Below are 24,422 nucleotides of genomic sequence, written 5' to 3' on the forward strand. Positions count from 1 at the left end.
AATGTAGCCATACCATTGACCAGTGACGTGCGATCGAGTGCGAGTGATTCGCCATCGTCGGCGGCTTTCGTCGCGAATTCTTGCGCGTGATCTCATACGGTCATGACGATCTTGCCCAGGACGTCGCCAGCTTCGAGCAGCGTATGAGCTTGCCGCACGTCGGACAGCTTGAACCGTGTCGAGATCGAAGGCTTGATTTCGCCTGCCGCCAGATGGCCAATGAGCGCGCGCATGATGGCTCGGCGACCCTCTCTGTTGCCGTCGTAGATATGGAAAGAAAAGCAGCGAACCGCCGGGCACTTGTTGACATGCTTGCGCATCTCTTCAAGCAGGTTCGCTTCCGGCAGCCTGGTAAAGGCGTTGTAGGAGACAAGGGAGCCCCAATCGCTGAGGACTTCGAGATACGATGGAAATTGATTGCCGCCGACGTGGTCCAGCACCAGATCGACACCACGCCCCTCGGTCAGTTCCAACGTTCGGGTAATGACATTTTCCGTCCGGTAGTAGACGACGTCGCCGGCGCCAATGAATCGCGCGAAGTTCGCCTTCTCCTCGGTACTCACCACTCCGATCACCCGCATCCCCGCCAACGCGGCTAGCTGCACGATTGCGGAACCGACACCACCCGCTGGCCCAATCACCAGAACGCTTTTGGGCGGCGCTTTCCGTGCCGGGGCGTCGTTGAGCAACGCCCAGGCGACCTGGTAATTTCCCAGACACACGGCCGCTTCAAGGTCGACATTGTCCGGCAGCACATGGATGGCGTCCGCGGGCGCCGAGACAAACTCCGCATAACACCCGCCGCGGGTTGCGAGATCGCGAGCGTTAAGCAGCACCTTTTGACCTATTTCAAGACCGACGACGTCGGCCCCGACGGCCTCAATTCGCCCCGCGACATCGTTTCCCGGGTTCGCGGGAAGCGGGGGCATCCATCTGTAGATGCCTTTGCGGATCAGGACATCGGGATCGCCAACACCAAAGCACTCGGCGCGGATAAGAACGCTGGTCCTCGACACAGTTGGCACGGGCAAATCGACATAATCGAGAGCCTCCGGCCCTCCTGGGGTGTGAACCAAAACCGCCTTCATCGTACCCTCCACGGATTCATCAACCAACCCGGCTGGATTCTGATTCTCACATTTCCGAATCCAGCGCTTCTTTAAATTCAAGACTACATATCATTTCGGTTCCTGAAATACTGCGCCCACGTACCCTCGAAACTCAGGATTAGCCTGCAACCTCAGCATCCGTCACGACCACCAACGCAAGTACGCAGATATGCCCGCGGCTCGCACGGATGATCGGCGCATGAGATCGAACAGAGACAAATCGCATGGGTCATGAACGACGAAGTCGGATTTTATGCATAAAAATAATATCTGTACACAGATTCGTGCCGTGGTGTTTACCCGCATCAGAACCCGTTCCTCCATGAGCGCGGTATAGGCGCGTGCTACTGGTTCACGTCGGGTTCACGTCGGCTGCGACCGGCACCTTGGCCTGCCACAGTGCAGTTCCAATCGCAAAGCACGTCACTCTTGCATCATAGACGAAATACTGTAATATGCACAAAAATACTCAATGTGCCTAAAAATGGAGGCGACTATGAAGCTCGTCACGTATAGACGAGATGGCCGGCGCAGCTTCGGCGCGGTCAAGGAGCAAGGTGTCGTCGATCTGGCCAAACACCTCACGGCCATCGTCGATCTCAAGATGCTCATGTCGAGCCCCATCGCCAACGAAGCATGAGCTACGTGCCAGGCATCGCCCGTATGCACGTCAAGCAACGTAGCAGGAGATCAGTGGCATGAAAGACAATTTCATCGGCGGAGAATGGCGCACCGGGATAGCATCCCGCAGAAACATCAACCCGTCCGATCTCGACGACGTGGTCGGAGAATATGCACAGGCCGATGCCGGGCAAGCATGCTCTGCGATCGAGGCAGCGCGGGAAGCGCAGCGAACATGGCGCAACGACGGCATTCAGGCGCGCGCGAACGCGCTCGATTGCATCGGCTCTGAACTGCTGGCAAGACAGTCCGAACTTGGCACTCTCCTGTCTCGTGAGGAAGGCAAGACCCTCGTCGAGGGAAGCGCGGAAGTGGCGCGCGCCGGGCAGATATTCAAGTTCTTTGCCGGCGAAGTCGTGCGCACGGGCGGCGAGAGACTCCCCTCCGTCCGTCCGCAAGTCGATGTCGAGATCACGCGAGAACCTGTCGGCGTTGTCGGCATCATCACACCATGGAACTTTCCGGTCGCGATCCCGGCATGGAAAATCGCGCCCGCACTGGCGTATGGCAACAGCGTGGTGTTCAAACCGGCCGATCTGGTGCCGGGCTCCGCGTGGGCACTGGCTGAAATCATCGCGCGCAGCGGGATTCCGCGAGGCGTGTTCAATCTCGTGATGGGACGTGGTAGCGTGGTCGGCAATGCGATCGTCACGTCGCCTGAAATCGACGCGGTCTCGTTCACCGGATCCGTTGACACGGGCCGCGAGTTGCTGCTGCAGGGCGCTCGCCAGTTCAAACGGATGCAACTCGAGATGGGCGGCAAAAACCCGCTTGTGGTGCTTGACGACGCAGACCTCGAAGTCGCAATCGAATGCGCTATACAAGGTGCTTACTATTCGACGGGCCAACGGTGCACTGCATCATCGCGCTTCATCGTGCAAAAGGGCATCTACGCGCGGTTCGTTTCGCGACTGGGCGAAGCGCTCGCAGGACTTCATGTCGGCCATGCGCTCGACCCGCTGACAGAGATCGGCCCCGTGGTCGACGCAGCCCAAATGGATCAGGATCTGGCGTATATCAAGATCGGGAAGAGCGAGGGCGCAGAGCTTGCCTACGGAGGCGCACCCGTCAGCAGAAGCACCCGCGGATACTTCCTCGCGCCCGCGCTATTCACCGACGCGACGCCGAAGATGCGCATTGCGCGCGAGGAGATATTCGGGCCGATTGCCTGTGCCATTCCGGTCGACAGCTATGAGGAAGCGCTCGCCGTTGCGAACGACAGCGAATTCGGGCTCTCGTCCGGCATCTGCACCACTTCGCTCAAGCACGCCACGCACTTCAAGCGACATGTCCGCAGCGGCATGACGATGGTGAATGTCCCGACCGCAGGCGTCGATTATCACGTGCCGTTCGGCGGGACGAAGGCGTCCAGCCACGGGCCACGCGAGCAGGGAACGTACGCAGTGGACTTCTTTACGACCGTCAAGACCGCCTACACGAAAGCATGAATCAATCCGTCTGGCACCGGCAAGGCAGCCAGGCTCCGCACGACACACGCACCCCGTGCGTGTGCACCGGCGCCCAGCATTCACCATGGAGGAGAGATGAACTTTGATCTGATTATTGTCGGCCTTGGACCGGTTGGTGCCGTGGCGGCCAATCTGGCTGGCCAGGCCGGACTGCGCACCCTTGTGCTGGAGAAGTCCCTGACGATCTTCGACAAGCCACGCGCAATGGGCTTCGACCAGGAAGTCATGCGCATCTTCGACAATCTTGGACTCAGCGAGAAAATTGCACCCTACGTGATGCCGTACCGGTCCTCAATATTCCAGACGACCGATTCGAGTGTGATCCTCCACATCAAGGCAAACGAGCCCCCCTTCCAGCTCGGCTGGGCTCCCAACTACGCGTTCAAGCAACCTCAGATCGAAAGCTCGCTGCGCGCACATCTGGCCAGCTTCCCATCGGTAACGGTCAAGCTCGGTGTGGCGGTCGAGGTAGTCCACTCCGGCGACGATGGGGCGTCGGTTACGGTCCTCGAGGCCTCAGCCGGCCAGCGCGTCTACCACGCCGATTACGTGCTTGCCTGCGACGGTGGAACGAGTCCGATCCGCACACAGCTCGGATTCGACATGGAAGATCTCGATTTCGACGAACCCTGGCTGGTGGTCGATATCCTGCTGAAAGAAGGATGCGGCGAGAACCTGCCCGCGACCAACGTCCAGTACTGCGAGATCGCCCGACCCTGCACCTTTATCGTCGGCCCCGGGCAGCTCCGGCGCTGGGAGTTCATGATCAATCCCGGCGAAACACCCGCTCAGGTCATGGAGCCCGCGTTCGTTCGCCAGCTCGTCTCGCGCTGGCTCGATGACGACGAATACGAAATCTGGCGTGCCTCCTCCTATCGCTTCCATGCGCTAGTCCTGCACAACTGGCGCTCCGGTCGCGTGTTCTTCCTCGGTGATGCCGCTCATATGACGCCGCCGTTCCTGGCCCAAGGCATGTGCCAAGGCATTCGCGACGCAGCCAATCTCATCTGGAAACTCGCACTCGTCAGGCGCGGTATGGCCGCCCCTGCGCTGCTCGACACCTATCAGGCGGAGCGGCTCCCCCATGTCAAGCAGACCACACTCGTTTCCAAGACGCTGGGCAAGATGATCTGCGAGCGCGACCCAGCCGCTGCACGCCAACGCGACGAACGCCTGCTTGCCGAGATGGCAGCCAATCCCGGTGGTACCGTGCGGCAATCGCTGATTCCCGGACTGGGCGCCGGCTTCCTCTCTTCATCGCATCACGGGCCGCGCGGCCAGTTGCTTCCCCAACCGCTCGTCAGGATGCCGGACGGACGTGAATGCCTGCTCGACGAAGTGACGGGAGCGACATTCCGGCTCGCCATCAGCGCTGACGCAGACGCCGCCTTCGTCGCACAGATCGCGCGCGAATGCGACGCACTGCGAGACCTGCCGCTCGAACTAGTCCTCGTCGGGACCGAGCCGCCCGCGAGCAGCGCACCGCCCTACACCCTGCAAGACGTCAACGGCGTGCTGGGCGACTGGATGCGCCGGCATGACTGCGGTGCCGTGATTGCCCGGCCCGATCATTATGTGTTCGGCGCCTGCCGCAAACCTGAAGATGCCGGAGCGTTGATCCGCGAACTGGTCGCCGCACTTCGAGCCGAAAAGCCGCAGGAAAGCCCACTCTCCGCCGCTTGCTCCTGAACGGCCAACGACACCTTGGGGTGCAGGGCGACTGCGCGCTTCGCCCCTTTTCGCTCCCGCGGCAAGATACTCTTACCTTGCATATATCGAGGTTTTGCGCATAAAATTGACGTATTGACAACCCGTTGTATACCTACGCCTATGGACTCGACGCTTGCCTCGAATGGTGTTCCGTTGATCGATGTCGCGTTCGCCCGGATGAAGACGTCCATCATCCGATGTGAACTCGAGCCCGGCACCCGACTGAAGGTCGAAAGCCTTTCGAAGGCATACGGGCTCAGCAGCTCGCCGATTCGTGAGGCCCTGAACCGGCTGGCGCAGGACGGCATCGTGCAAGCGACAGAGAATCGCGGATTCTGGGTCGCGCCCATCAGCATCGACGACTTCAGGGACATTACGCGCCTTCGTGTACTGCTCGAACACGAGGCGCTGACCGACTCGATCGAACATGGCGACGAGGAGTGGGAGGTCGCCGTGCTAACCGCGTTTCACCGCCTGAGTCTGGTCGAGAAGCGCCTCGGTTCTGGTCCGGTGGTGCTGGACGACGACTGGTCCGAACGACACCGCGCTTTCCATATAGCGCTGCTTTCGGCCACGCCGTGTACGTTGCTGAGAGGCATGGTCGAATCTCTTTTCGATCGTGCCGAGCGCTACCGCCGCTATTCTGCGCTGCATCGAACCGAGCCGCGGCACAAGAGCAGTGAACACGAACTCTTGATGAAAGCCGCTATCGACCGCGACGCGGACAAGGCCGCGCGGATTCAGCGCAAGCATATCGAGGGCACGCTGGGCCGTGTCGTAGCCGCGCTTGAGCAGCAGTTGGCCACCGTCCAGTAGTTCAGGCAACTGCGCGACGCGCCGTCAATTTGAACGCAGAGACGAGATCGGCCGACTGGTGCCGGGACAACTCATTGACACATCCACTGTCGCGCCCCAAGGATTCCATAACTGCGCGGTCAACCCGGTGCGACGAGCAAGATGCGGCAATCGCCTCTCGTGGCTAGCTCATCCATTCGCATTCCTACTAAAGAAAATAATAACTGGATGTCCTGGTTCGCCTGAACGCCCTTCAGCGGCGGCTCGTTACAGCCCTCCTCCCTCGCCCATTCTGCTGATCAACCGGTCCGCACCTCTGTCCCGAACGCGAGGACAGCCGACGCCCCACGCCCGCCCCCCACGCTGATCGCCATCAGAACGTTCTTCCCGAGGCAGTCGCCTTACGCGCGGCACCAACGTACTTGTGCCACCTGCGCCCTGCCCATACGACACAGCCGCCGTCACAGCGCGTCCTCGATCGCCCCGCTCGACCGGTCGACGAATACCGGTCTTGCAGCATGGCACCACGAACGCGGGTAAACGCTAGCCGAATATTTTGTGCATATATAGTATTTTTATGCACAGGAACAGCTTTTCGAGCTGCCTTGATAGTTAACTATGGAACACGTGGAGCAACGACAGTGAAACTTCTTTCTTTTCGCATTGCCGGCCGCGAAGCATTCGGGGCCGTCGTGGACGACGGCGTGGTTGACCTCTCGAACTGGCGCGCAGATGTACGCACTCTGGCTGACTACATCGCATGCGGCGCGTATCTCGATGCGGCCGAACACGTAGAAGGTCGACCCGTGATCGCCGCACTTGAGGAAATCGAGTACCTTCCGGTCATCCCACGCGCAGAGAAGATCGTGTGCGCGGTGCGCAACTATCTCGATCACCACAACGAGGCCGTGGCTGCCGGGCTGAACCGGGATCTGTCCGAGTTCCCCCCCATCTTCCTTCGCGTGTGGCGCTCACAAGTCGCTCATAATCAACCCATCGTCAAGCCGCACTGCTCCGATACGCTCGACTGGGAAGGTGAGCTTGCGGTCATCATCGGCGTCGGCGGCCGCGATATTGCCGAGGCAGATGCGTGGAATCACGTGGCGGGCTACAGCGTTTATAACGACGCCAGTGTGCGCGAGTGGCAATTTCACGCCAAGCAGATCGCTGCCGGGAAGAACTTCGAGGGCACCGGAGCCTTCGGCCCGTGGATGGTCACCGCGGACGAAATCGCTCCGGGTCGCCCCCTTAAGCTGCTAACCCGGCTCAATGGCGAAGTCGTTCAGTCCAGCGATACGAGTCACCTGATTTTTTCGGTTCCCCAACTCATTGCGTATGCGTCGACTATCTTCACCCTGGTACCAGGCGACGTCATTGTGACGGGGACTCCATCCGGAGTCGGCCTGGGCCGCAAGCCGCCACGCTACATGAACCCGGGCGACGTCGTCGAGGTCGAGATTGAATCTGTCGGCACACTTCGCAACCTGGTCGTAGAACAAGACTGAGCAACGCTCGGCGTTCACAGCGTTTGTTCCCGGGTCCAGCGGCCCGATCAGCAATATCGGGCGCACAGCCGAGACTGTGCGCCTTGACCGCCGAGGACGCCTCAGGTTTCACAGATATCCTCCGCCCGTCTTCATCGCGTCAATGCAGCTAGCGCTAGTGCCTTGACCACCAGGAGCCACAAGCATGTCCAGTGCTGCAACACCACAGATCTCTCATTTCGGGGTCTTTTGCCGAGACCTCGATCATATGGTCGCCTTTTACACCAGCGTCTTCGGTCTGACAGTCACCGATCGCGGACAAGGCCATACGATGCCATACGAAATAGCCTTTTTGAGCTCCTCACCGCGCCAGCATCACCAGCTCGCTTTGGCATCTTCTCGCGCGGAGGGAGCCCAGAGCACCGTCATGCAAATCTCATTCAAAGTGCGGAGCTTGGCCGAGTTGCGTGAGGTAAGGCATGGTGCAGTTGCTCATGGCGCCTCGAAAATGAGAGGTCTAAATCACGGCAACGCATTGTCGATCTACTTCAACGACCCCGAGGACAATACCGTCGAGGTCTACCTGGATACGCCATGGTACGTCGCACAGCCCCACGGCGACCCGCTCGATCTCGAACGCCCCGATGGCGACATCTGGGCAGAAACCGAGCGAATCTGCCGTGCCGATCCGACTTTCATGCCCGTTGAGGAATGGCAGTCCCGGTTCAATCGCCTTTGAAGTGCAGGATCAGCCCGGTGTCGCTACGATGTAGAGAAAAACCACTCGTCAACAGAGACAGGCGACGTGGACATACCAACAACGTCATCCCGAGATCGAACCATGAGCATCTACAAAAAAATCTTGCTCTGCTATGACGCCACGCTCGAGGGAAGAAAGGCGCTGCACCAAGGCGCTGAACTCGCTGTCCAGTTCAACACCGAGACTCACCTGCTATCCGTGCTCGATCTCCACTCCCGAATCGGTCAAAGCGCCGGCCTGGTATTCGATGTCGTCTGTGACCAGTTCGAACAGGATGCGAAATCTATTCTGAGTGACGGTGTCGAGCAATTGATGGCGGAGTGGGGACTTGACGTACAAGGGCACTATGCCTTCGGCAACCCTATAGACGTCATAGCCCGATACGCAAACAGATTGCAGGTCGATCTGATCGTGGTCGGCCATCGCTGCCGCAAGAACCTCTCACGATGGTGGAGCGGCTCCGGACACGCCCCCCTGCTAGATCGCGTCTCCTGCAGTATTCTCGTCGCTTGCGCCGGGTCTGCGAGCGACCGATAATCGGTTTCCTTCACACGAGTGTTGCGACTCCCGCCTCAATATCGGCGAGGCAGCGAACCGCCTCACCGACTGCCTTTCTTCAGAACGTCGTTTGCATGCCGATCCGGCCAATGAATTGCGTATTTCCACTCGACGAGCCGAACGTTCCGTTGATCAACGCGTTCGCACCAGAGTTGGTGATTTGATAGACGGCCTGCACATAGACTGCGGTTCGCTTGGACAGGTGGTATTTGAAGACAGCATCCAGTTGGTTTGCGTGATTGTGATCCACCACGGCATTGCCCCACATATAAGTGTAGGCAAGGCTCGTGGAGAACGACGGAACAACGAAGTAAAGCGCCCCGACTTCAACAGCGTTCACCATCGCCCCATTTAGCGTATTGAGCGTATTCGTGAAGAGCGCGGTTAATAGCAGTTTCGGAGTGTTATAGCTCGCGCCCACACCGATATTGCGAACGCTATCGCCGAGCAACGTCGCGTAGCGGATATCCGTGTATGCCACGCCAACAGCAAATGGTTTGAAGCTGTAGCTCAAACCGAAACTGTCCGCACTGTTTTCACGAAAATCGCCCGCTGTGCCGCCAAAGGCATACATTCCCCCGAACCGCAAACCATCGATGAGTGGGCTCGTGTATTTGACCACATTGTCCAATGCCGTATCGGCACCCATATGGTCGAAACGGTACGACCCATCGCCAGGCGGAGATCCGGGAATAGCCAGGTTGCCGAACGGGCCGTCCCGATATTGATAATAGCCACCTCCGTACCGCGCCGCATCGGCGCCAACGTCGGAATACAAGGTGTCCATCATGAAATCGTACTGCCGGCCGAGCGTGAGCTTGCCGTATCGCTCGTTATCCAATCCGACCCAGGCGTTTTCCGCGAAAAGCCCCGTTCCAGACTCACTTCCGTTGTTCGGCAACGCGAGAATATTTCCATTGACCCCAAACTGCGTCACCAACCTGAAAATCGCATGCGTGCCGTTGCCGAGGTCTTCGCTGCCACTGAACCCCAGCAGATTTGGCAAGTCGACGTTGTCCATTCTCCATACAGAGTGGCCTCCAATATTACTGATGTATGAAATGCCCAAATCCAGCGTGCCCCACATCGTCACGCTGCTTTGCGCTTGCGCCCGAGGCGCAACACCAAGACCTGCAGCCACGACTACCGCCGTGGTCATGATCCCCTTCCTCACCATCGTCTCCTTCGAGTTGACTACCTCCAATGACCTATGCTGTAAATGCCCGATCCTATTTTATGCATTCTTTTTATTTTTATGTATATTCAATCAAATGTGCGTATAAGCCAAGGCCTATGTAGCCAGAAAGGGATAGGTGTTTACACGCCCGTGATGGGACACCTTCGTCTTGCCGTCCGCGTCTGTCACAAGGTGGAAACTCTTGCGGTCAGCGCAAGCACGAATGGTTCTGATCGCCAGGTGGCGAGCGTAAGGCGGCGTAGGCCCTCGGGAGAGCAGATGAAGCGAAGGCTTTGCAGGCGTCTCGGTCGAGAGTCCTGCGGCGTGCCTGACGTCGACTCGCAAGACGCTGGTCAGGACTGGACAAAGAAGGTGACCCAGGCACCAGCCGCACGACTTCGGCGGCAAGGTCGCCGCGTCATTTGCACATGGCGGCCTGCCGTGGGACGAGATAGGGTGTGGCGAGTGACGCGCCTGCGTGCCCAACACGACAACGGTCCTTCTGCACTAGACGCCTGAACTACAATGAATACACGCAGGAATGCCTGGCGATTTAGGTCGGCGCTCGCAAGACGTGCTGGTGCCTATCGGCCCGGCCTTCGTCACGCCCGGTAGCACATGGCAAAACGGCTTCGCCGAAAGCTTCAATGGCACACTGAGCGTCGAACTACTGAATCGCGAATGGTTCGGCAGCCGCGCCGAAGCCAACGTGTTCATTGAGCAGTGGCCACTGATAACAGAGTCATCGGCGGGGTCGCTCTGTCAACCGAGCGACCCCGCATCCGTCTACCGACTGTGTGAAAGTCTCGAGCCTGCTGACTGTTAGGGATACGACTCACATCTTCTGGACAGACAGAGTCGATTTCTTGCCGCCCTTGTAGTCGTAGAGCGTAATCACCGGTTCACGCAGATCGCCCTTGTCGTCAAATCTGACATCGCCTATCACACCGTTGTAGTCGCTACCGGACATCGCGGCGAGTACCTTCGACGGATCAGTGGAGTCTGCCCGCTTCATCGCAGCGACAATGATACCAACCGAGTCATAAGCGAACGGAGCATACAGCTCGATGGGTTGATGGAAGCGTGCCTCATAGGCCTTCTGAAATGCCGCACCTCCCTTCATTTGATCCACCGGCATCCCGGGTTGAGAACAGATCACGTTCTTCGCGGCGTCGCCCGCGAGATCAGGGAGCTTGCCTGTGCAGACTCCGTCGCCCGCCAGCACCCTCATGCTCAACCCCAGCTGGGACGCCTGCTTCGCGAACGGACCGCCCGTAGCGTCTTCACCGCCGTACATGATTGCGTCTGGACGCTCACCCTTGATCTTCGTCAGGATTGCCCTGAAGTCAGTGGCCTTGTCGTTGGTCGCATCATGACTCACCACCGTTACGCCCCCAGCCTTCGCGGTCTTCTCGAATTCATTCGCGAGACCCTGGCCATAGGCAGTCGAGTCGTCCACAATGGCCACCGATTTTGCATGCAGTACTTTCTGTGCGTACTCAGCTAACGCAGGGCCCTGCTGTGCATCGGTCGCGACGAGCCGGTACGTTGACTTGAACCCCTGCTGGGTATACTGCGGATTGGTGGATGCGGGTGAAATCTCCAGCACCCCAGCTTCGTTGTATATGCGCGAGGCAGGGATGGAGCATCCCGAGTTCAGATGCCCTACGACTGCGACGACGTGATCGTCAACCAGTTTCTGGGCGACCTGAGTCGCGGTACGCGGATCGGCGGCGTCGTCCTGGGCATCGAGTTGCAGCGTGATCTTCCTGCCTCCGATAACGAGCCCCTTCTTGTTGAATTCCTCCACGGCAAGCCGCGCTCCGTTTTCTTCGTCTTTACCGAGGTGAGCAACTTCGCCGGTTAATGGCGCCGCATGGCCGATCTTCACGACTTCGTCGGCTTTGGCGGTTTGAATGCCCGCCATAGCGAGAGCAACGGCGCAAAGGCGTAATAGTGCTGCTGTCTGTTTCATGAAGATATCTCCCACGAGATGCTACCCGTAGCATGGACATGGGCATCCCAGCGATAACTTCGCTCGGCATGCCGTCAGTAGATTCCGTTCCAACGAACGACCAGCCATGGTCCTGAATCAAGGATGACAACTCCGGAAACCACTGCTGGCGAGCCGAATATAGGTAGCCTTAAATTTCTTGTGCTTAACGGCTTGTAAATCGATCATTAAATACGGTTTAATGGCCGGTCCGCATCGAACGACAGCTTGCAGAGGCGCCGCCCTCGCACGCTCGACCCGGCTGAAGTGGCGTGCGGAAAGGACGTGGCGATCGATTCGCCCATCAATCTTTCCCGAGGATTCTTCGCAGAACACTGACAGATATCCATTCTCCGAACCCTTGCCGCCAGGCCACGTAACTCGAAGTCAGGCGCGTCATTAACGAAGTCTTAACGATAACTTCAGATACCGTTAATCACGGGCGGAGCCATTCGACATATAGTCCTTTCATCCAGATCAACGCCGCATTGTGCACGTGTGCAGCGCGGGCAAACCGAAGGTCCTTCTGATGAACATTGACGAACTGAATACTCCCGCAGCGCTGGTTGACGTTGGCCGTATGTCCCGCAATATCGAACGCATGCAACGCCGGCTCGATTCGCTTGGCGCGAGCTTCCGCCCGCACGTCAAGACGACAAAGTGCGAGCCGATCGTTCGCGCCCAAGTCGCTGCTGGCGCCAGGGGCATTACGGTCTCTACGCTGAAAGAAGCAGAGCAGTTCTTTGCGAATGGAGTCAGCGACATCGTATATGCGGTCGGGATGATCCCCACGAAGCTGCCCCAGGCGCTAGCGTTGCGCCGGCAAGGCTGCGATCTGAAGATCATTGCCGACAGCATACAATCGGCCGAAGCTATCGCGGCTTTCGGACGCGATCACGGAGCCGTGTTCGAAGTATGGATCGAGGTCGATGTCGATGGGCACCGCTCCGGTATCGCTCCTGAAGACGATCTGCTGATCACCGTGGGGCGTGCCCTTGTCGGCGGTGGAATGAACCTTGGCGGCGTCCTCGCTCACGCAGGGTCGAGCTACGAATACAGCAAGCACGAGGACCTGGTTCGCATCGCAGAACAGGAGCGAGCCGGTGCTGTCCGGGCGGCTGAACGGCTTCGCGCTGCGGGCTTGACGTGCCCCGTCGTCAGCATCGGCTCGACCCCCACCGCGCTTTCGGCCGAGCGCCTCGAGGGTGTCACCGAAGTGCGGGCCGGTGTCTACGTGATGTTCGATCTTGTGATGCACAATGTCGGCGTCTGCGGCACGGCAGACATCGCACTCAGCGTACTGACGACGGTTATCGGTCACCAGGAGGACAAAGGGTGGGCCATCGTGGACGCCGGCTGGATGGCGATGAGTCGGGATCGCGGCACGCAGCGGCAGCAACACGATTTCGGATACGGCCTTGTGTGTTCAAAGAACGGCGCTCCCCTCAGCGATTACGTATTGAGCAGCGCAAACCAGGAGCACGGCGTCATCTCTCGTATTGGTTCCGTCGACCGGGATATTGCAAAGCATTTTCCGATCGGGACGCGGCTTCGCATTCTGCCGAATCACGCCTGCGCGACCGGAGCACAGCACCCTGAATATCAGGCAATCGCCGAAGACGGCACGGCTGAAACATGGCCCCGCTTCTACGGCTGGTAAGCCGTGCCCCCTCCGAAGTCGATTGGCGCTCCCGCGCCCGTCGGCTTCAGGCTAAAACGATCTCGCACGCCTATGCGAGGCTGGTACGTGTTTCTCCCTTTTTAATTCAGGGGTACCTGCTCTAGCGGACGTCGTTATAGACAGTCGCCCGCGAGACGCCGAGGTGCTGGGAGATCACATCCATCGCCTTGCGGACCTCAAGATACCCTTCCCCCTTCAACTCCTGCATCAACTCCCTCCGCTGCTCGGCCTTCAGCAGGCGCGGCGTAGTTGCCAGATTCACCGCAAACCGGTCAATACGTTCACGAATCGCGTCTGCGCTCGCAGGATCCAGCGATTCCTTCATCGGTGCGCTATCCGTAAGACAGAATTGCCCCAGGATCGCCTGGATCCCGCGAAAGAGCGACACGTCAACATTGAGGCACAGAGCCGCAATGTAATGCCCGCCGGAATCCTTGATGCCGATGGATGTGCTCTTCGCCGTACGGCCGTCGGAAAAGCGGTTTGGGTAGTTGGAAAGGATCTGCGGATAGTCGTCGTCCGCAATCCGCGCCAGCCCAAGCTCGGTCGCGGGATCGCCAACAGATCGACCCGACAGGTTGTTATGGATAGTCAGAATCGCATTTTTGGGCGTGCGAAGGTCATGCACGACAACCTCGGTAAAGGGCGCAAACATTTCGCCCAACCCCTGCGCGATGCACTGGATCTGTTCCAGCAACGACTCCTGCTCGGAGTTCGCCTTTTTCTTTGCCATGGTTGACGATTTATCCAGACTTAACAGAACTGTTCAGATTCTCGCACAAAACCGACCCTGTGCCGATTGCACTAGCGAAGGCAGTGATAACCCTTGTTGCACTTTTTATCCATCATTGTACATTTCGTCTAGTCCAATCAACCGGACATCCGGCCTGTCGCGCTAGCGAATCGCCGGCAACCGCATCCCGTTCCCCCTGCTGTCGCAGAGTGGTCGAGCGCTGCAAGCATATTCAATTTCGGAGACACCCAAAATCATGGCAACAAACACTGGACTTCGCCTGGCAACCCTCCTTGCGGCCAGCACCGCGCTGCTGACATCCCTTCTCTGCCCCACTGCGTCGATGGCGGCCAATGAAGCTCAACATGCGACCCAATCGCAGGACAATGCGATCGCGCGCCCGCGCATTATTGTCCTCGCCACTGGCGGAACGATCGCCGCCGTCCCTGATACCAGGTCCGCGATCGGTTACAACGCGGGTGGCTTGACGGGCGACCAGCTCGTCGCCAGTGTTCCCGGACTCGACAAGCTGGCAAACATCAAGGCTGAGCAGATCTCGAATGTCGGCTCGCAGGATATGAACGACAAGATCTGGTTCCAGCTTGCGAAGCGGATCAAGGAAATCTTCGATCGCAACGAGGCGGATGGAGTCGTCATCACGCATGGAACCGATACGCTCGAGGAGACAGCGTTCTTTCTTCAAAACGTTCTCCACTCGCACAAGCCGGTTGTCCTGGTCGGTTCGATGCGCTCGGGAAGCGAGCCAGGCGCCGACGGCCCGGCTAATCTGTACGAGGCCGTAAAAGTCGCGGCGAGCCCGCAGTCGACCGGGCGCGGCGTGATGGTGGTGATGAACGATACGATTCAGGCACCGCGCTGGGCCACGAAATCGAACACCACTTCGGTTCAAACCTTCATGTCGCCGAATGCCGGCCCCATCGGCTACGTGGACCCGGCAGCGGTTCGATTCCTTTTTCCGGTCATGGCACGGGAACATCAGGCGTACGCGCTTCCCGCCAACCCTCCGCTCCCACGAGTCGAGATTGTGTACGCGCATAGCAACATGGATGCAACCCAGATCGATAATGCGGTGAAGGACGGTGCGAAGGGGATTGTTCTCGCGGGGGACGGTGACGGGAACACTTCCAAAGAGGCACTTGATGCGCTCGAACGTGCTGTCAAAAAGGGAATCGTTGTGGTGCGGTCGACGCGAGTCGTATCGGGATTTGTCAATCGAAACGTCGAGGTTCCGGACGACCAGAACGGCTTCGTCGTTTCATACGACCTCAACGCGCAGAAGGCTCGTGTATTGGTACAGCTTCTCGTTGCAAACGGCGTGACTGCGCCGGACAAGGTTCAGCAGGCTTTTGCGACGACATACTGATCCCGAACTCACGCTCAAGTCGTGAGGCCAAGCAGCTATTGACCAAGGGCCGCTCGGGCGTTTCCATGTCGTGAAGTGGCTCTATTCATCCTAAACACCATAGTCAAACATAAGGATTACGAAATGTCTGGTCAGAAAACGGACGGTGCAATTCAATGCGCCAACAGCACCGAGATCGCACCGCCCGCTGGGCACTACTCGCACGTCTGCATCGCGGCGGGGCTCGTCCATATTTCCGGCCAGTTGCCGGTGAATCCTGCGGGCCTGCCCCTGCAGGGCCACACGTTCGAGGAGCAAGTGGAACAGGTGCTCGAAAATGTCGATGGCTGCCTGAAGCAAGCCGGTGTCACACGCACGAGCCTTGTACAGGTGCGCGTCTATGTCACGGACATCAAATCCTGGCCTGATTTCGATCGCCTGTACACAGCCTGGATTGGCGATCACCGCCCCGCTCGCGCCGTTGCCGGCGTTTCCCACCTGCATTACGGCGTTAGTGTCGAGGTCGAGGCAGTCGCCTTGGCCCCTTCGGTCTGACGCACCGCTGGAGGAACCACCATCATGAAGACCCAAGGAAAACTGACACGCTGGATCATGATCAGCATGGTTCTCGGCGTGGCGGTCGGATATGCCTGCCATCAGATGGCACCCGATAGCCGTGCCGCCAACGCAATTGCCGCGAACCTCGCCATCGTCACCGAGATTTTTCTGCGCTTGATCAAGATGATCATCGCACCGCTCGTATTCGCGACGCTTGTTTCCGGCGTCGCCAGTATGGACAGCGGGAAAGCAATTGGCAGGATTGGAATTCGAGCCGTGGGGTGGTTCATCATCGCGTCTCTCCTTTCGCTGAGCATTGGTCTGCTATTCGTGAATGTCACCCAGCCCGGCACGAGCATGAACCTGCCGCTGCCCAGTGCAAACGCCACAGTCAATCTTCAGACGGGATTCAACCTGAGGGACTTCTTCACCCACATGTTCCCGAAGAGCATCGCTGAGGCGATGGCGAACAACGAGATCATGCAAATACTCGTGTTTTCGCTGTTCTTCGGCGTCGCGCTTGGCAAGGTGTCGGGTACGCCGGCCGGACAGTTTTTGAAGCGCTCGATAGACGGATTAATGGATGTGATGCTGCTCGTGACCAACGCTGTCATGTCTTTTGCGCCTCTCGGAATCTTCGCTGCGATCGCCGGCGTCGTGACGGTGCAGGGACTGGATGTGCTCGTTACATATGGCAAGCTGATCGGATGGTTCTACGTTGCACTCCTTACCATGTGGATCGTTCTTTATGTTGCCGGCCGCTCAATTCTGGGTCGGCGAATGCCCGAACTCCTCAAGATGGTGCGAGAGCCGATGATGATCGCTTTCTCGACAGCCAGCAGTGAGGCGGCCTATCCGAGACTCATTGAAACACTGCAGGATTTCGGTGTGCACAAGCGGCTTGTTGGTTTCGTATTGCCACTCGGATATTCGTTCAATCTCGATGGGTCGATGATCTACCAGGCATTTGCCGCGATCTTCGTTGCCCAGGCGTTCAACGTCCACATGTCGGTCGGACAGCAGATCACGATGCTGCTAGTCCTGATGGTGAGCAGCAAGGGCATGGCTGCGGTTCCCCGTGGATCACTTGTTGTCGTCGCGGCGATTCTTCCGATGTTTCATCTGCCGGAGGCCGGACTTCTGCTCGTCATGGGCGTTGACCAATTCTTCGACATGGGACGAACCGCGACGAACGTCTTCGGCAATAGTATTGCAACGGCGGTAATCGCCAAATGGGAAGGTGAGCTTGGCGCCGCAGGCTCGCATCAGACGTCCCTCGTGCAGGAAGGCAGTCGGCAACCGGCGGACGCCAACGGCACCAGCTTCGAAACGTCCCGGACCTGATACGGCCTGTGTGTTTATAGCGCTGCATCGGCTTGACTCCGCTACGCGGCCGACCCACCGGCGTAGCGGCGATTGGATGTCCGAAGCGCATCGATAAAACGCAGCGGCATTGACGTTTAATATATTTATAGACAGAATGTAAAAACCGGACGCCGCGCCTGCCCCTTTCCCCGGGGCATTCCCCATCAAGGGCGGTCTCTACCACGTGTCCATTTCCTGCCATGCCTGCTGACGCAAAACTTCTGCTGATCGACAAGAATGCCGTCGAATACGCCCTGCAAACCGAAGACGTTCTTGCCGCTGTTCGGGAGGCCTTCGTGCTCCATAGCCGGCGAGCCGGCCGCGTATTTCCGGTGGTGAGAGAAAGGCTCCATACCGGCGGAATCTTCGGAATCAAATCTGGCGCCGTGGCAAGTCAGGACCTTCTTGGGTTCAAGGCGGCTGGATTCTGGCCGGGCAACCGGCAGCTTGGTGGTGAGCCCCATCAGGCGACGGTGATGCTGATAGATCCCGCCACCGGCAGGCCGCTCGCAATTCTCGACGGTAACGCCATTACCACAGCACGCACCGGTGCAGCAGGCTGCCTGGGTCTGAAAGCGCTGGCGCGTCCGGAGAGTAGTCAGCGCCTTTGCATCTTCGGCACTGGCGTACAGGCAAGAATCCAGCTGACGTACGCGCTGAACGCGCTTCCTGAAGTGCGCGACGTGCGCTATGTGAGCGTCTCGAACGAGACCGACGAAAGCTTCGAAGCCCAGTTCCGCGAGCAATGCACCATCCGACTCGCCAAGGAACGCAACGAAGCCGTGGCGAGCAGCGACGTAGTGATTACCGCGACGCCGGGTGGCGGCCCGCTGTTCGCCGCTGAGGCTGTTCAGTCAGGGACGCACCTGACCTGTGTGGGTGCCGATACGGCCGGCAAACGTGAACTCCCGCCGGGCGTTCTTGAGCGGGCACGTATTGTGGTGGACGACGCTGAACAGGCTCGCGCAATTGGCGAATGTCAGTGGAATCCCACGCTTGCCTGCGTCGAACTCGGCGATCTGCTCGACGGCAAGATGCATTTTGAGCGTGATCCCACTGACATTACTGTTTTCGACATGACAGGACTTGCCTTGCAGGATCTCACCGTGAGCCGCCTGATATACACGGGCACATTGGCCAACGGCACTGGCACCACCGTAGCGTGGCCGTGGTAGTGCACCTACAGCCCCAAAAACAACCGAACATCTCTCACCATGTCTACCCTTTCCCTTCCCTCCTATGCGGACGTTGAAGCAGCTTCTGAACGTATCGCCAGCTTTGCACACCGTACGCCGGTCAATACCTCGAGGACGCTCAACGAAATCGTCGGCGCCGAGGTGTTCTTCAAGTGCGAAAACTTCCAGCGAGTAGGCGCCTTCAAGTTCCGTGGTGCATTTAACTCGCTCGCCAGATTCTCTGCGGAGCAGCGTCGCGCCGGTGTCGTCGCATTCTCGTCGGGGAATCATGCACAAGGAGTTGCGTTGTCCGCCCGGATCCTCGGCATTCCCGCGACGATCGTGATGCCTCACGATGCGCCAGCGACAAAGGTCACGGCCACCAAAGGGTACGGTGCCAATGTCGTGTTCTACAACCGGTACACGGAGGACCGCGAAGAAATCGGAAGCAACCTCGCGAAAGCGCATGGACTGACGCTGATACCCTCCTACGACCACCCGGACGTGCTGGCCGGCCAGGGTACGGCCGCCAAGGAATTGTTCGAGGATGTCGGTTCGCTGGACGCTCTTTTCGTACCGCTGGGGGGCGGTGGACTATTGTCGGGCACAGCACTCGCGACGCGAGCTCTGTCGCCCGCGTGTAAGCTCTTTGGGGTAGAGCCCGAGGCCGGCGACGACGGACAACAGTCGTTCCGCAGCGGAGCCATCGTCCATATCGACACACCGAAGACCATCGCGGATGGCGCGCAGACCCAGCATCTCGGTAACTACACGTTCCCGATTATCAGGCGGGACGTGGACGACATCCTGACCGCGCCGGATTCACTGCTCATCGAGGGCATGAAATTCTTCGCATCCCGCATGAAAATGATCGTTGAGCCGACGGGTTGTTTGGGGCTCGCAGCCATCCTTCAGCGGAAAGACGAGCTGAAGGACAAGCGTCTTGGAGTCCTTATCAGTGGCGGCAACATTGATCTCGAACGTTTTACAGCGCTGATTACCGCGTAATCGCAGAGCGTTAGTACGGCGACGTTTCTTCAAAAAGATCGGCGCACGGTATAGGGTTGCCACCTGAGCGCCAGTGCCTATGCCCGCGTCCAGTCCTGGCCGAATCCGCGGGCCGGCCTCGTCACGAGATCGTCTTCTGCGCGGGTCCGCCGAAATCGGCCACGTGCCCACATAGGCTCGACACTACAATCAATTGAGTGAGAGTAACAGATGAATCCAGCCATTGAAACTACCCCTCATGTCCTGCTCGTGCTAGGCACAGGCGGCACAATCGCTGGCTCCGGCGTCGGCGCAGGAGCAGCGAGTCTCGAATACGTCGCCGGGACCGTCGGCGTTGCCGAGTTGGTGCGTGGCGCTGACGCCCCGAGTGGCTTCGTGTTCCATGCCGAGCAGGTCGCGCAAATCGACAGTAAGGACATGACATTGTCGATCTGGAGGGACCTCGCAGATCGTTGCGCGACCGCCCTGACGGACAACAGCGTCGGCGGGATCATCATCACTCATGGAACGGATACGATCGAGGAAACCGCGTTTTTCCTCGCCTCAGTTTTCCCTTCGCTGACAAAGCCGATCGTACTGACATGTGCCATGCGGCCCGCCACAGCCCTATCGCCTGATGGACCGCAAAACCTGCGCGACGCAGTTGCCGTTGCCGTCGCCTCCGGAATTTCCGGCGTATTTGTCGTGTGCGCGGGTGAGATTCACGACGCGAGCTACGTCCGCAAGTCCCATCCGTACCGCCTCAACGCATTCGAGTCGGGGGAGTTAGGGCCCGTCGGCTATGTCGAGGAGGGGAACCCACGGCTGACGCGCCCGGCAACAAACGCAGGGAACAGCTCCTGCAACTGGAAGCTGATCAGTTCGATCGACATTGCTGACTGGCCTTCGGTCGAGATCGTGACGAGCTTCGCGGGCACCCGCGGTCGCCTTGTCGACATTCTGACTCGCGAACGGGAATCGGGCGCACCCAACGCGGTCGACGGACTAATCCTGGCAGCTACCGGAAACGGCTCGCTGCATGAGGATCTGATCGCTGCCGCCCTTCGCGCGCAGACAGCCGGCATTGAAGTGTGGCGGGCGAGCCGATGCCTGAACGGGACAATCGTCCCAACTTCACGTGACCGCTTCCCGCATGCCGGGACACTCACACCGGTCAAAGCGCGCATTGCATTGCTGCTACGTTTGCTCACCGAGAGGAGTGTCGCGAAATCTCGGCAGCCCGCGTGAAAATGAAATTTCGAAGACACAACCTCCGGTGCCGATAGAACAATAGAAGCGATGTCGGTGGTCATCCGGCCTCAGCACGCAACGAGAGATTTGCCAGGCGTGCGCTCCTGAGGCCCTTGGCGCACCGATTCCGGTAACACAGGCCAGAATCCCTCGGCATAGTCCATAGCTGGCATCTCCCACCAGCTATGGACCGACAAATTGAACGCTAATGGGGAGCTCCGTAGCACCCGTGTGGATAGGCAGTCCGATCGTTGGAACATGCAGTGCAGTCCACACGGCCTGAAAAGCCGCGTCGCCGGTGAATTACCGTCCCGTCACTCCTTCTGTCGTCAGTCATTCGATCGAGAGTCTCGAACAACGTCTTGGTGTTCGCCCGTTCAATCACACGACACGCAGACTGTCATTGACGGACGCAGGCGAACGACTCGCCGATAGGCTCCGTCCCGCTATCTCGTCTGTTGCAGAGGCCATGCTGGCGGTCGACAGGATGCGCGACATGCCGACGCATCAACACCAGTGAAGGCGCGATCCGCATGGTCCTGAGGCCGGTACTTGCGCGCTTCCTGCGTGACCATTCGCAGCAGGTCTATCGCGACGTCGTGACGGATAGGAACGCGCGCCCTACGAGCGGCATGCCGGTCCTCCCTATGACGATGCCGCCCAGCAGATTCTGACCGTCGCGTTTGACGGTCCTCTGATTCCACCGGAGGCGGGTTACGATGGGCGCGAACTGAGTGTCAACGAGATCAATCGCGGCGATGCGCCGTGGTTGCGCACGCAGGATTTCTTCGGCAATGCGCCGGTGCGCATTGTCGCCGGCGTGTCGCTCGAAAGATTCGTGGAGCTGGTCGAACTGGCGGGCGGCAGTGCATTTGCGCCGCTCGACTGGGGTGCGATGCGGCTGGAACCGGTTGGCCCGACCGACGTACCGGCCATGCCGGAAGACAGACATAAAGCCGATGCGGCGTGATCGGCGCTCGCGCGCGTAAGTGGCCTTGCTATCGGACACCGGAGCCCCCGGCACCAGTAGTGGCCTGCGGGCAAATAGCAGGCAAAAATCAATATCTTTATTTGAGAACAAGCCGCCGAGCCTCTTCCAGTAAGGCTCTGCACGATCGCAAGCTCCTCCTGAACAAAAAGATAACGAGCCTTGGGGCAGCAATACTATCAACCTCGCCGGCGGTGGCCCCGTTGTTGCCCGGTTCGGTCACGCGCCGAGGCCGACCACGCCGCGCAATTTCCCGATGAAGAATTGACCGGCCGGGAGTTTGAAGCGCTCACTGCGGCAGCGTCTCGCCCTTCGTCTCCGGCGCGAACGGAATCACGAACAACCCGGCGATGAACACGAGCGCCGTCAACGCGACGGGCACGCCGAGCGTCTGCATATGCAGCACCGCCGCGCCGAGCAGGAAGTTGACGCCGGCGCCGACAAAGCGTCCGAACGACGTGCAGAACGCGAACGCGGTCGCGCGCACGCGGGTTTCGAACTGCTCCGGCAGCCACAGGCTGAACAGCGCGAAATTGCCGCCGAAAAAGCCCAGCACGAATAGCCACGCGATGAACGGCGCCAGCCCGTTCGGCAGATAAAACGCCCAGCCGAAACTCGCCGCGATCGACACCGCCATCCCCGCGAAGTACACCGCGAGCGTCAGCTTGCGGCCGATGCGCTCGGCCAGCGGCGGCAACGCGAGACAGCCGAGAATCGTGCCGATCGACAGCAGCCCGGTCGCGAGCGACGCCGTGCGGATCGAGTCGCCCTTCGACATGCCGGCACGCGCGGCAAGCTGAATCACCGCGGACGGCTCGTACACCGCGCCCGCCCACAAGCCGATGATCGCGATCGTCAGAAGAATGCAGGCAACCCACGTGCGGCGCCGGTACGCGGGCCCGAGAATTTCGCGCAGCGGCTTCGCGCGCACGGTGCCCGCCTCGGCCTTCTGCCACTTCTCCGGCTCCTTCACGCGCAGCAGGATCAGAATCGCGACCACCACCGGCACCGCGCCGGTCAGGAACATCGCGCGCCAGCCGAAATGCACGCCGATCGTGTAATTGAGCGCGGCGGCAAGAAAGAAGCCCGCGTAGTAGCCGGTCTGCAGATAACCGGCGCCCATCTTGCGGCGATCCTCCGGCCACGCCTCGGCGACGTAGGTGCCGGCCAGCGCCCATTCCCCGCCGATACCGACGCCCGCGATGAAGCGATAAATGCCGAGTTGCCACACGTTGCTCGAGGTCGCGGCGAGCCCGGTGAAAATCGCGAACGTGAAGATCGTGGCGGCAAGAACCTTGGTGCGGCCGAAGCGGTCGGCAAGCGGCCCCCAGATGAACGACAGGCCCCAGCCGACCAGAAACAGCGCGAACAGGATCGAGCCCGCGAGTCCGACGTTTGACGGCGTCGCCGCGAACCCGGAGCGCGGCAGCAGCTCGGTCAGCGCCGGCGTGAGCACGAGCGCGTAGATGAACGAGTCCATGCCGTCGAGCGTCCAGCCGGCCCACGCGCCCCAAAACCCTGCGATCTGCGAACGATTGAGCGGCGTGCGCCGCCGCGCGACCGGCGTCCGGTCGGACAGTGAATTCATCATGCTCCTCCAGCCTACGGTGGTCGAACCCAACGAAAACGACGGGCGCGCTCAGTGGTTCATCAGCGACGTTGATTGATCGGCAATGTCCCCATACAACTTACTCAGAGCAACTCACTCAGAGGGCGGCGCAGACACTTTCCGTGAAAATTCTTCCGGGTTTGCCCGCGCTGCAAAACGCGTCTTTTTATATATAATATTTGAAATCATGAGTGACGCAACCGAAGGTTTTCCCCTGGAGTCTCCCGTGCGCGGCCCTCTTCTGCCCGATGCGCTGCCCGCCGCGGCGCCGCGCGAAAGCACCTCGCACGTGATCGCGGAGGCGCTGCGCGCGGCGATTGTCGACGGCACGCTGGCGCCCGGCGCACCGTTGCGCCAAGACGCGATCGCGCGGCATTTCTCCGTCAGTGCAATTCCCGTGCGCGAGGCGCTGCGCCAGCTCGAAAGCGAGGGCTGGGCGCGCGCCGCGGTGCATAAAGGCGCCACCGTCGCGCCGCTCTCCGCGGCCGAGGCGCGCGAGATCTACGAGATCCGCTCCGCGCTCGAAAGCCTCGCGCTCGGCCTCGCCATCCCCAATCACAACGCCGCGAGCTTGCGCGAAGCAGCCGGGCTGTGCCACGCCGCCGAGAGCGAAGCGGACCCGTCGCTCTACGTCGCGCGCAACGCCGCGTTTCACATGAGCCTCTACGCGCCCGCCGGCCGCCCGCAGCTCGCGGACATGATCGGGCTGCTGCACCGGCGCGGCGAACGCTATCTGCGCCTGAAGTTCGGCTTGCCGTCGTACAAGGGCGAGTCCGACAATGAACACGCCGCGCTGCTCGCCGCCGTCGAGCGCCGCGATATCGCGGCCGCGCAGTCGCTCGTGGTCGCGCATCTGCTCGGCACCGGCGAATTGCTGCATCGTTTCCTGACCGAACGCGCGCGAGACGAAGCCGCGCTTGCGCATCCACCGAGGCCGCGCGGCAGACGTCCGCGCGCCACCACCGGGAGTTGACCG

Annotated in this window: 21 protein-coding genes and 2 pseudogenes; 18 read left to right on the forward strand and 5 right to left on the reverse strand. The window is 59.8% G+C overall.

Annotation, left to right across the window (positions count from 1 at the left end; genetic code table 11):
* Window positions 1–92: 92 nt before the first annotated feature.
* Entirely contained in the window at window positions 93–1,088 is a 996-nt protein-coding gene (locus B9Z01_RS28510; protein WP_085488905.1) for a zinc-dependent alcohol dehydrogenase family protein, read from the reverse strand.
* A 517-nt stretch (window positions 1,089–1,605) separates the two neighbouring features.
* Between B9Z01_RS28510 and B9Z01_RS35730 the strand changes: the two genes are divergently transcribed.
* The 7 genes from B9Z01_RS35730 (at window position 1,606) to B9Z01_RS28540 (ending at window position 8,545) form a co-directional block, all read left to right on the forward strand.
* Window positions 1,606–1,749, forward strand: coding sequence for a hypothetical protein (locus B9Z01_RS35730; RefSeq protein ID WP_167387582.1), 144 nt, complete (start codon window positions 1,606–1,608; stop codon window positions 1,747–1,749).
* 58 nt (window positions 1,750–1,807) lie between these two features.
* Window positions 1,808–3,238, forward strand: a complete 1,431-nt coding sequence (locus B9Z01_RS28515) for an aldehyde dehydrogenase family protein (protein WP_085488906.1) — start codon at window positions 1,808–1,810, stop codon at window positions 3,236–3,238.
* 96 nt (window positions 3,239–3,334) lie between these two features.
* A complete protein-coding gene (locus B9Z01_RS28520; protein ID WP_085488907.1) occupies window positions 3,335–4,948 on the forward strand; it encodes a bifunctional 3-(3-hydroxy-phenyl)propionate/3-hydroxycinnamic acid hydroxylase in 1,614 nt (537 codons plus the stop codon).
* 174 nt (window positions 4,949–5,122) lie between these two features.
* Window positions 5,123–5,785 carry a GntR family transcriptional regulator gene (locus B9Z01_RS28525; protein WP_244196180.1) on the forward strand — a complete coding sequence of 221 codons (663 nt, stop codon included), beginning with the start codon at window positions 5,123–5,125 and terminating at the stop codon, window positions 5,783–5,785.
* A gap of 620 nt (window positions 5,786–6,405) precedes the next feature.
* Window positions 6,406–7,269, forward strand: coding sequence for a fumarylacetoacetate hydrolase family protein (locus tag B9Z01_RS28530; RefSeq protein ID WP_085488909.1), 864 nt, complete (start codon window positions 6,406–6,408; stop codon window positions 7,267–7,269).
* A gap of 184 nt (window positions 7,270–7,453) precedes the next feature.
* On the forward strand, window positions 7,454–7,987 hold the full coding sequence (locus B9Z01_RS28535) for a VOC family protein (RefSeq protein ID WP_085488910.1): 534 nt from the start codon (window positions 7,454–7,456) through the stop codon (window positions 7,985–7,987).
* Between the two features lie 102 nt (window positions 7,988–8,089).
* A complete protein-coding gene (locus B9Z01_RS28540; protein WP_085488911.1) occupies window positions 8,090–8,545 on the forward strand; it encodes a universal stress protein in 456 nt (151 codons plus the stop codon).
* A 79-nt stretch (window positions 8,546–8,624) separates the two neighbouring features.
* On the opposite strand, the gene B9Z01_RS28545 is transcribed toward B9Z01_RS28540, so the two are convergent.
* Window positions 8,625–9,725: a porin gene (locus B9Z01_RS28545; RefSeq protein WP_085488954.1), complete on the reverse strand. Its 1,101-nt coding sequence runs from the start codon at window positions 9,723–9,725 to the stop codon at window positions 8,625–8,627.
* A gap of 604 nt (window positions 9,726–10,329) precedes the next feature.
* Here B9Z01_RS28545 and B9Z01_RS36435 point away from each other — a divergent pair.
* Window positions 10,330–10,470 (forward strand): annotated as a pseudogene (locus B9Z01_RS36435) (integrase core domain-containing protein); the annotation flags it as partial.
* Between the two features lie 108 nt (window positions 10,471–10,578).
* On the opposite strand, the gene B9Z01_RS28555 reads toward B9Z01_RS36435, so the two are convergent.
* Window positions 10,579–11,670 (reverse strand): branched-chain amino acid ABC transporter substrate-binding protein, encoded by a 1,092-nt coding sequence (locus B9Z01_RS28555; protein ID WP_420814735.1) that lies wholly within the window; start codon window positions 11,668–11,670, stop codon window positions 10,579–10,581.
* A 595-nt stretch (window positions 11,671–12,265) separates the two neighbouring features.
* Between B9Z01_RS28555 and B9Z01_RS28560 the strand changes: the two genes are divergently transcribed.
* Window positions 12,266–13,396: a DSD1 family PLP-dependent enzyme gene (locus B9Z01_RS28560; RefSeq protein WP_085488913.1), complete on the forward strand. Its 1,131-nt coding sequence runs from the start codon at window positions 12,266–12,268 to the stop codon at window positions 13,394–13,396.
* A 121-nt stretch (window positions 13,397–13,517) separates the two neighbouring features.
* Here the strand turns inward: B9Z01_RS28560 and B9Z01_RS28565 are convergent, their stop codons facing one another.
* A complete protein-coding gene (locus tag B9Z01_RS28565; protein WP_085488914.1) occupies window positions 13,518–14,150 on the reverse strand; it encodes a helix-turn-helix transcriptional regulator in 633 nt (210 codons plus the stop codon).
* 343 nt (window positions 14,151–14,493) lie between these two features.
* Here B9Z01_RS28565 and B9Z01_RS28570 point away from each other — a divergent pair, with 343 nt between their 5' ends.
* The 8 genes and pseudogenes from B9Z01_RS28570 to B9Z01_RS35950 form a co-directional block, all read left to right on the forward strand.
* Window positions 14,494–15,534 (forward strand): asparaginase, encoded by a 1,041-nt coding sequence (locus B9Z01_RS28570; protein WP_143809096.1) that lies wholly within the window; start codon window positions 14,494–14,496, stop codon window positions 15,532–15,534.
* A gap of 123 nt (window positions 15,535–15,657) precedes the next feature.
* On the forward strand, window positions 15,658–16,068 hold the full coding sequence (locus B9Z01_RS28575) for a RidA family protein (RefSeq protein ID WP_085488916.1): 411 nt from the start codon (window positions 15,658–15,660) through the stop codon (window positions 16,066–16,068).
* Window positions 16,069–16,092: 24 nt separating this feature from the next.
* Window positions 16,093–17,415, forward strand: coding sequence for a dicarboxylate/amino acid:cation symporter (locus tag B9Z01_RS28580; RefSeq protein ID WP_085488917.1), 1,323 nt, complete (start codon window positions 16,093–16,095; stop codon window positions 17,413–17,415).
* Window positions 17,416–17,636: 221 nt separating this feature from the next.
* Entirely contained in the window at window positions 17,637–18,611 is a 975-nt protein-coding gene (locus B9Z01_RS28585; protein ID WP_085488918.1) for an ornithine cyclodeaminase family protein, read from the forward strand.
* Window positions 18,612–18,650: 39 nt separating this feature from the next.
* Window positions 18,651–19,619 (forward strand): threo-3-hydroxy-L-aspartate ammonia-lyase, encoded by a 969-nt coding sequence (locus B9Z01_RS28590; RefSeq protein ID WP_085488919.1) that lies wholly within the window; start codon window positions 18,651–18,653, stop codon window positions 19,617–19,619.
* Between the two features lie 210 nt (window positions 19,620–19,829).
* Window positions 19,830–20,846 carry an asparaginase gene (locus B9Z01_RS28595; protein WP_085488920.1) on the forward strand — a complete coding sequence of 339 codons (1,017 nt, stop codon included), beginning with the start codon at window positions 19,830–19,832 and terminating at the stop codon, window positions 20,844–20,846.
* A 301-nt stretch (window positions 20,847–21,147) separates the two neighbouring features.
* On the forward strand, window positions 21,148–21,369 hold the full coding sequence (locus B9Z01_RS35945; RefSeq protein ID WP_208626276.1) for a LysR family transcriptional regulator: 222 nt from the start codon (window positions 21,148–21,150) through the stop codon (window positions 21,367–21,369).
* Between the two features lie 96 nt (window positions 21,370–21,465).
* Window positions 21,466–21,819 (forward strand): annotated as a pseudogene (locus B9Z01_RS35950) (hypothetical protein); the annotation flags it as partial.
* 307 nt (window positions 21,820–22,126) lie between these two features.
* On the opposite strand, the gene B9Z01_RS28610 reads toward B9Z01_RS35950, so the two are convergent.
* A complete protein-coding gene (locus B9Z01_RS28610) occupies window positions 22,127–23,425 on the reverse strand; it encodes an MFS transporter (RefSeq protein ID WP_208626279.1) in 1,299 nt (432 codons plus the stop codon).
* A 208-nt stretch (window positions 23,426–23,633) separates the two neighbouring features.
* On the opposite strand from B9Z01_RS28610, the gene B9Z01_RS28615 reads away from it, so the two are divergent.
* Complete coding sequence (locus B9Z01_RS28615) at window positions 23,634–24,419, forward strand: GntR family transcriptional regulator (protein WP_085488923.1); 786 nt, start codon at window positions 23,634–23,636, stop codon at window positions 24,417–24,419.
* Window positions 24,420–24,422 lie beyond the last annotated feature (3 nt).

This window comes from Paraburkholderia susongensis, assembly GCF_900177725.1.
Lineage (GTDB): Bacteria > Pseudomonadota > Gammaproteobacteria > Burkholderiales > Burkholderiaceae > Paraburkholderia > Paraburkholderia susongensis.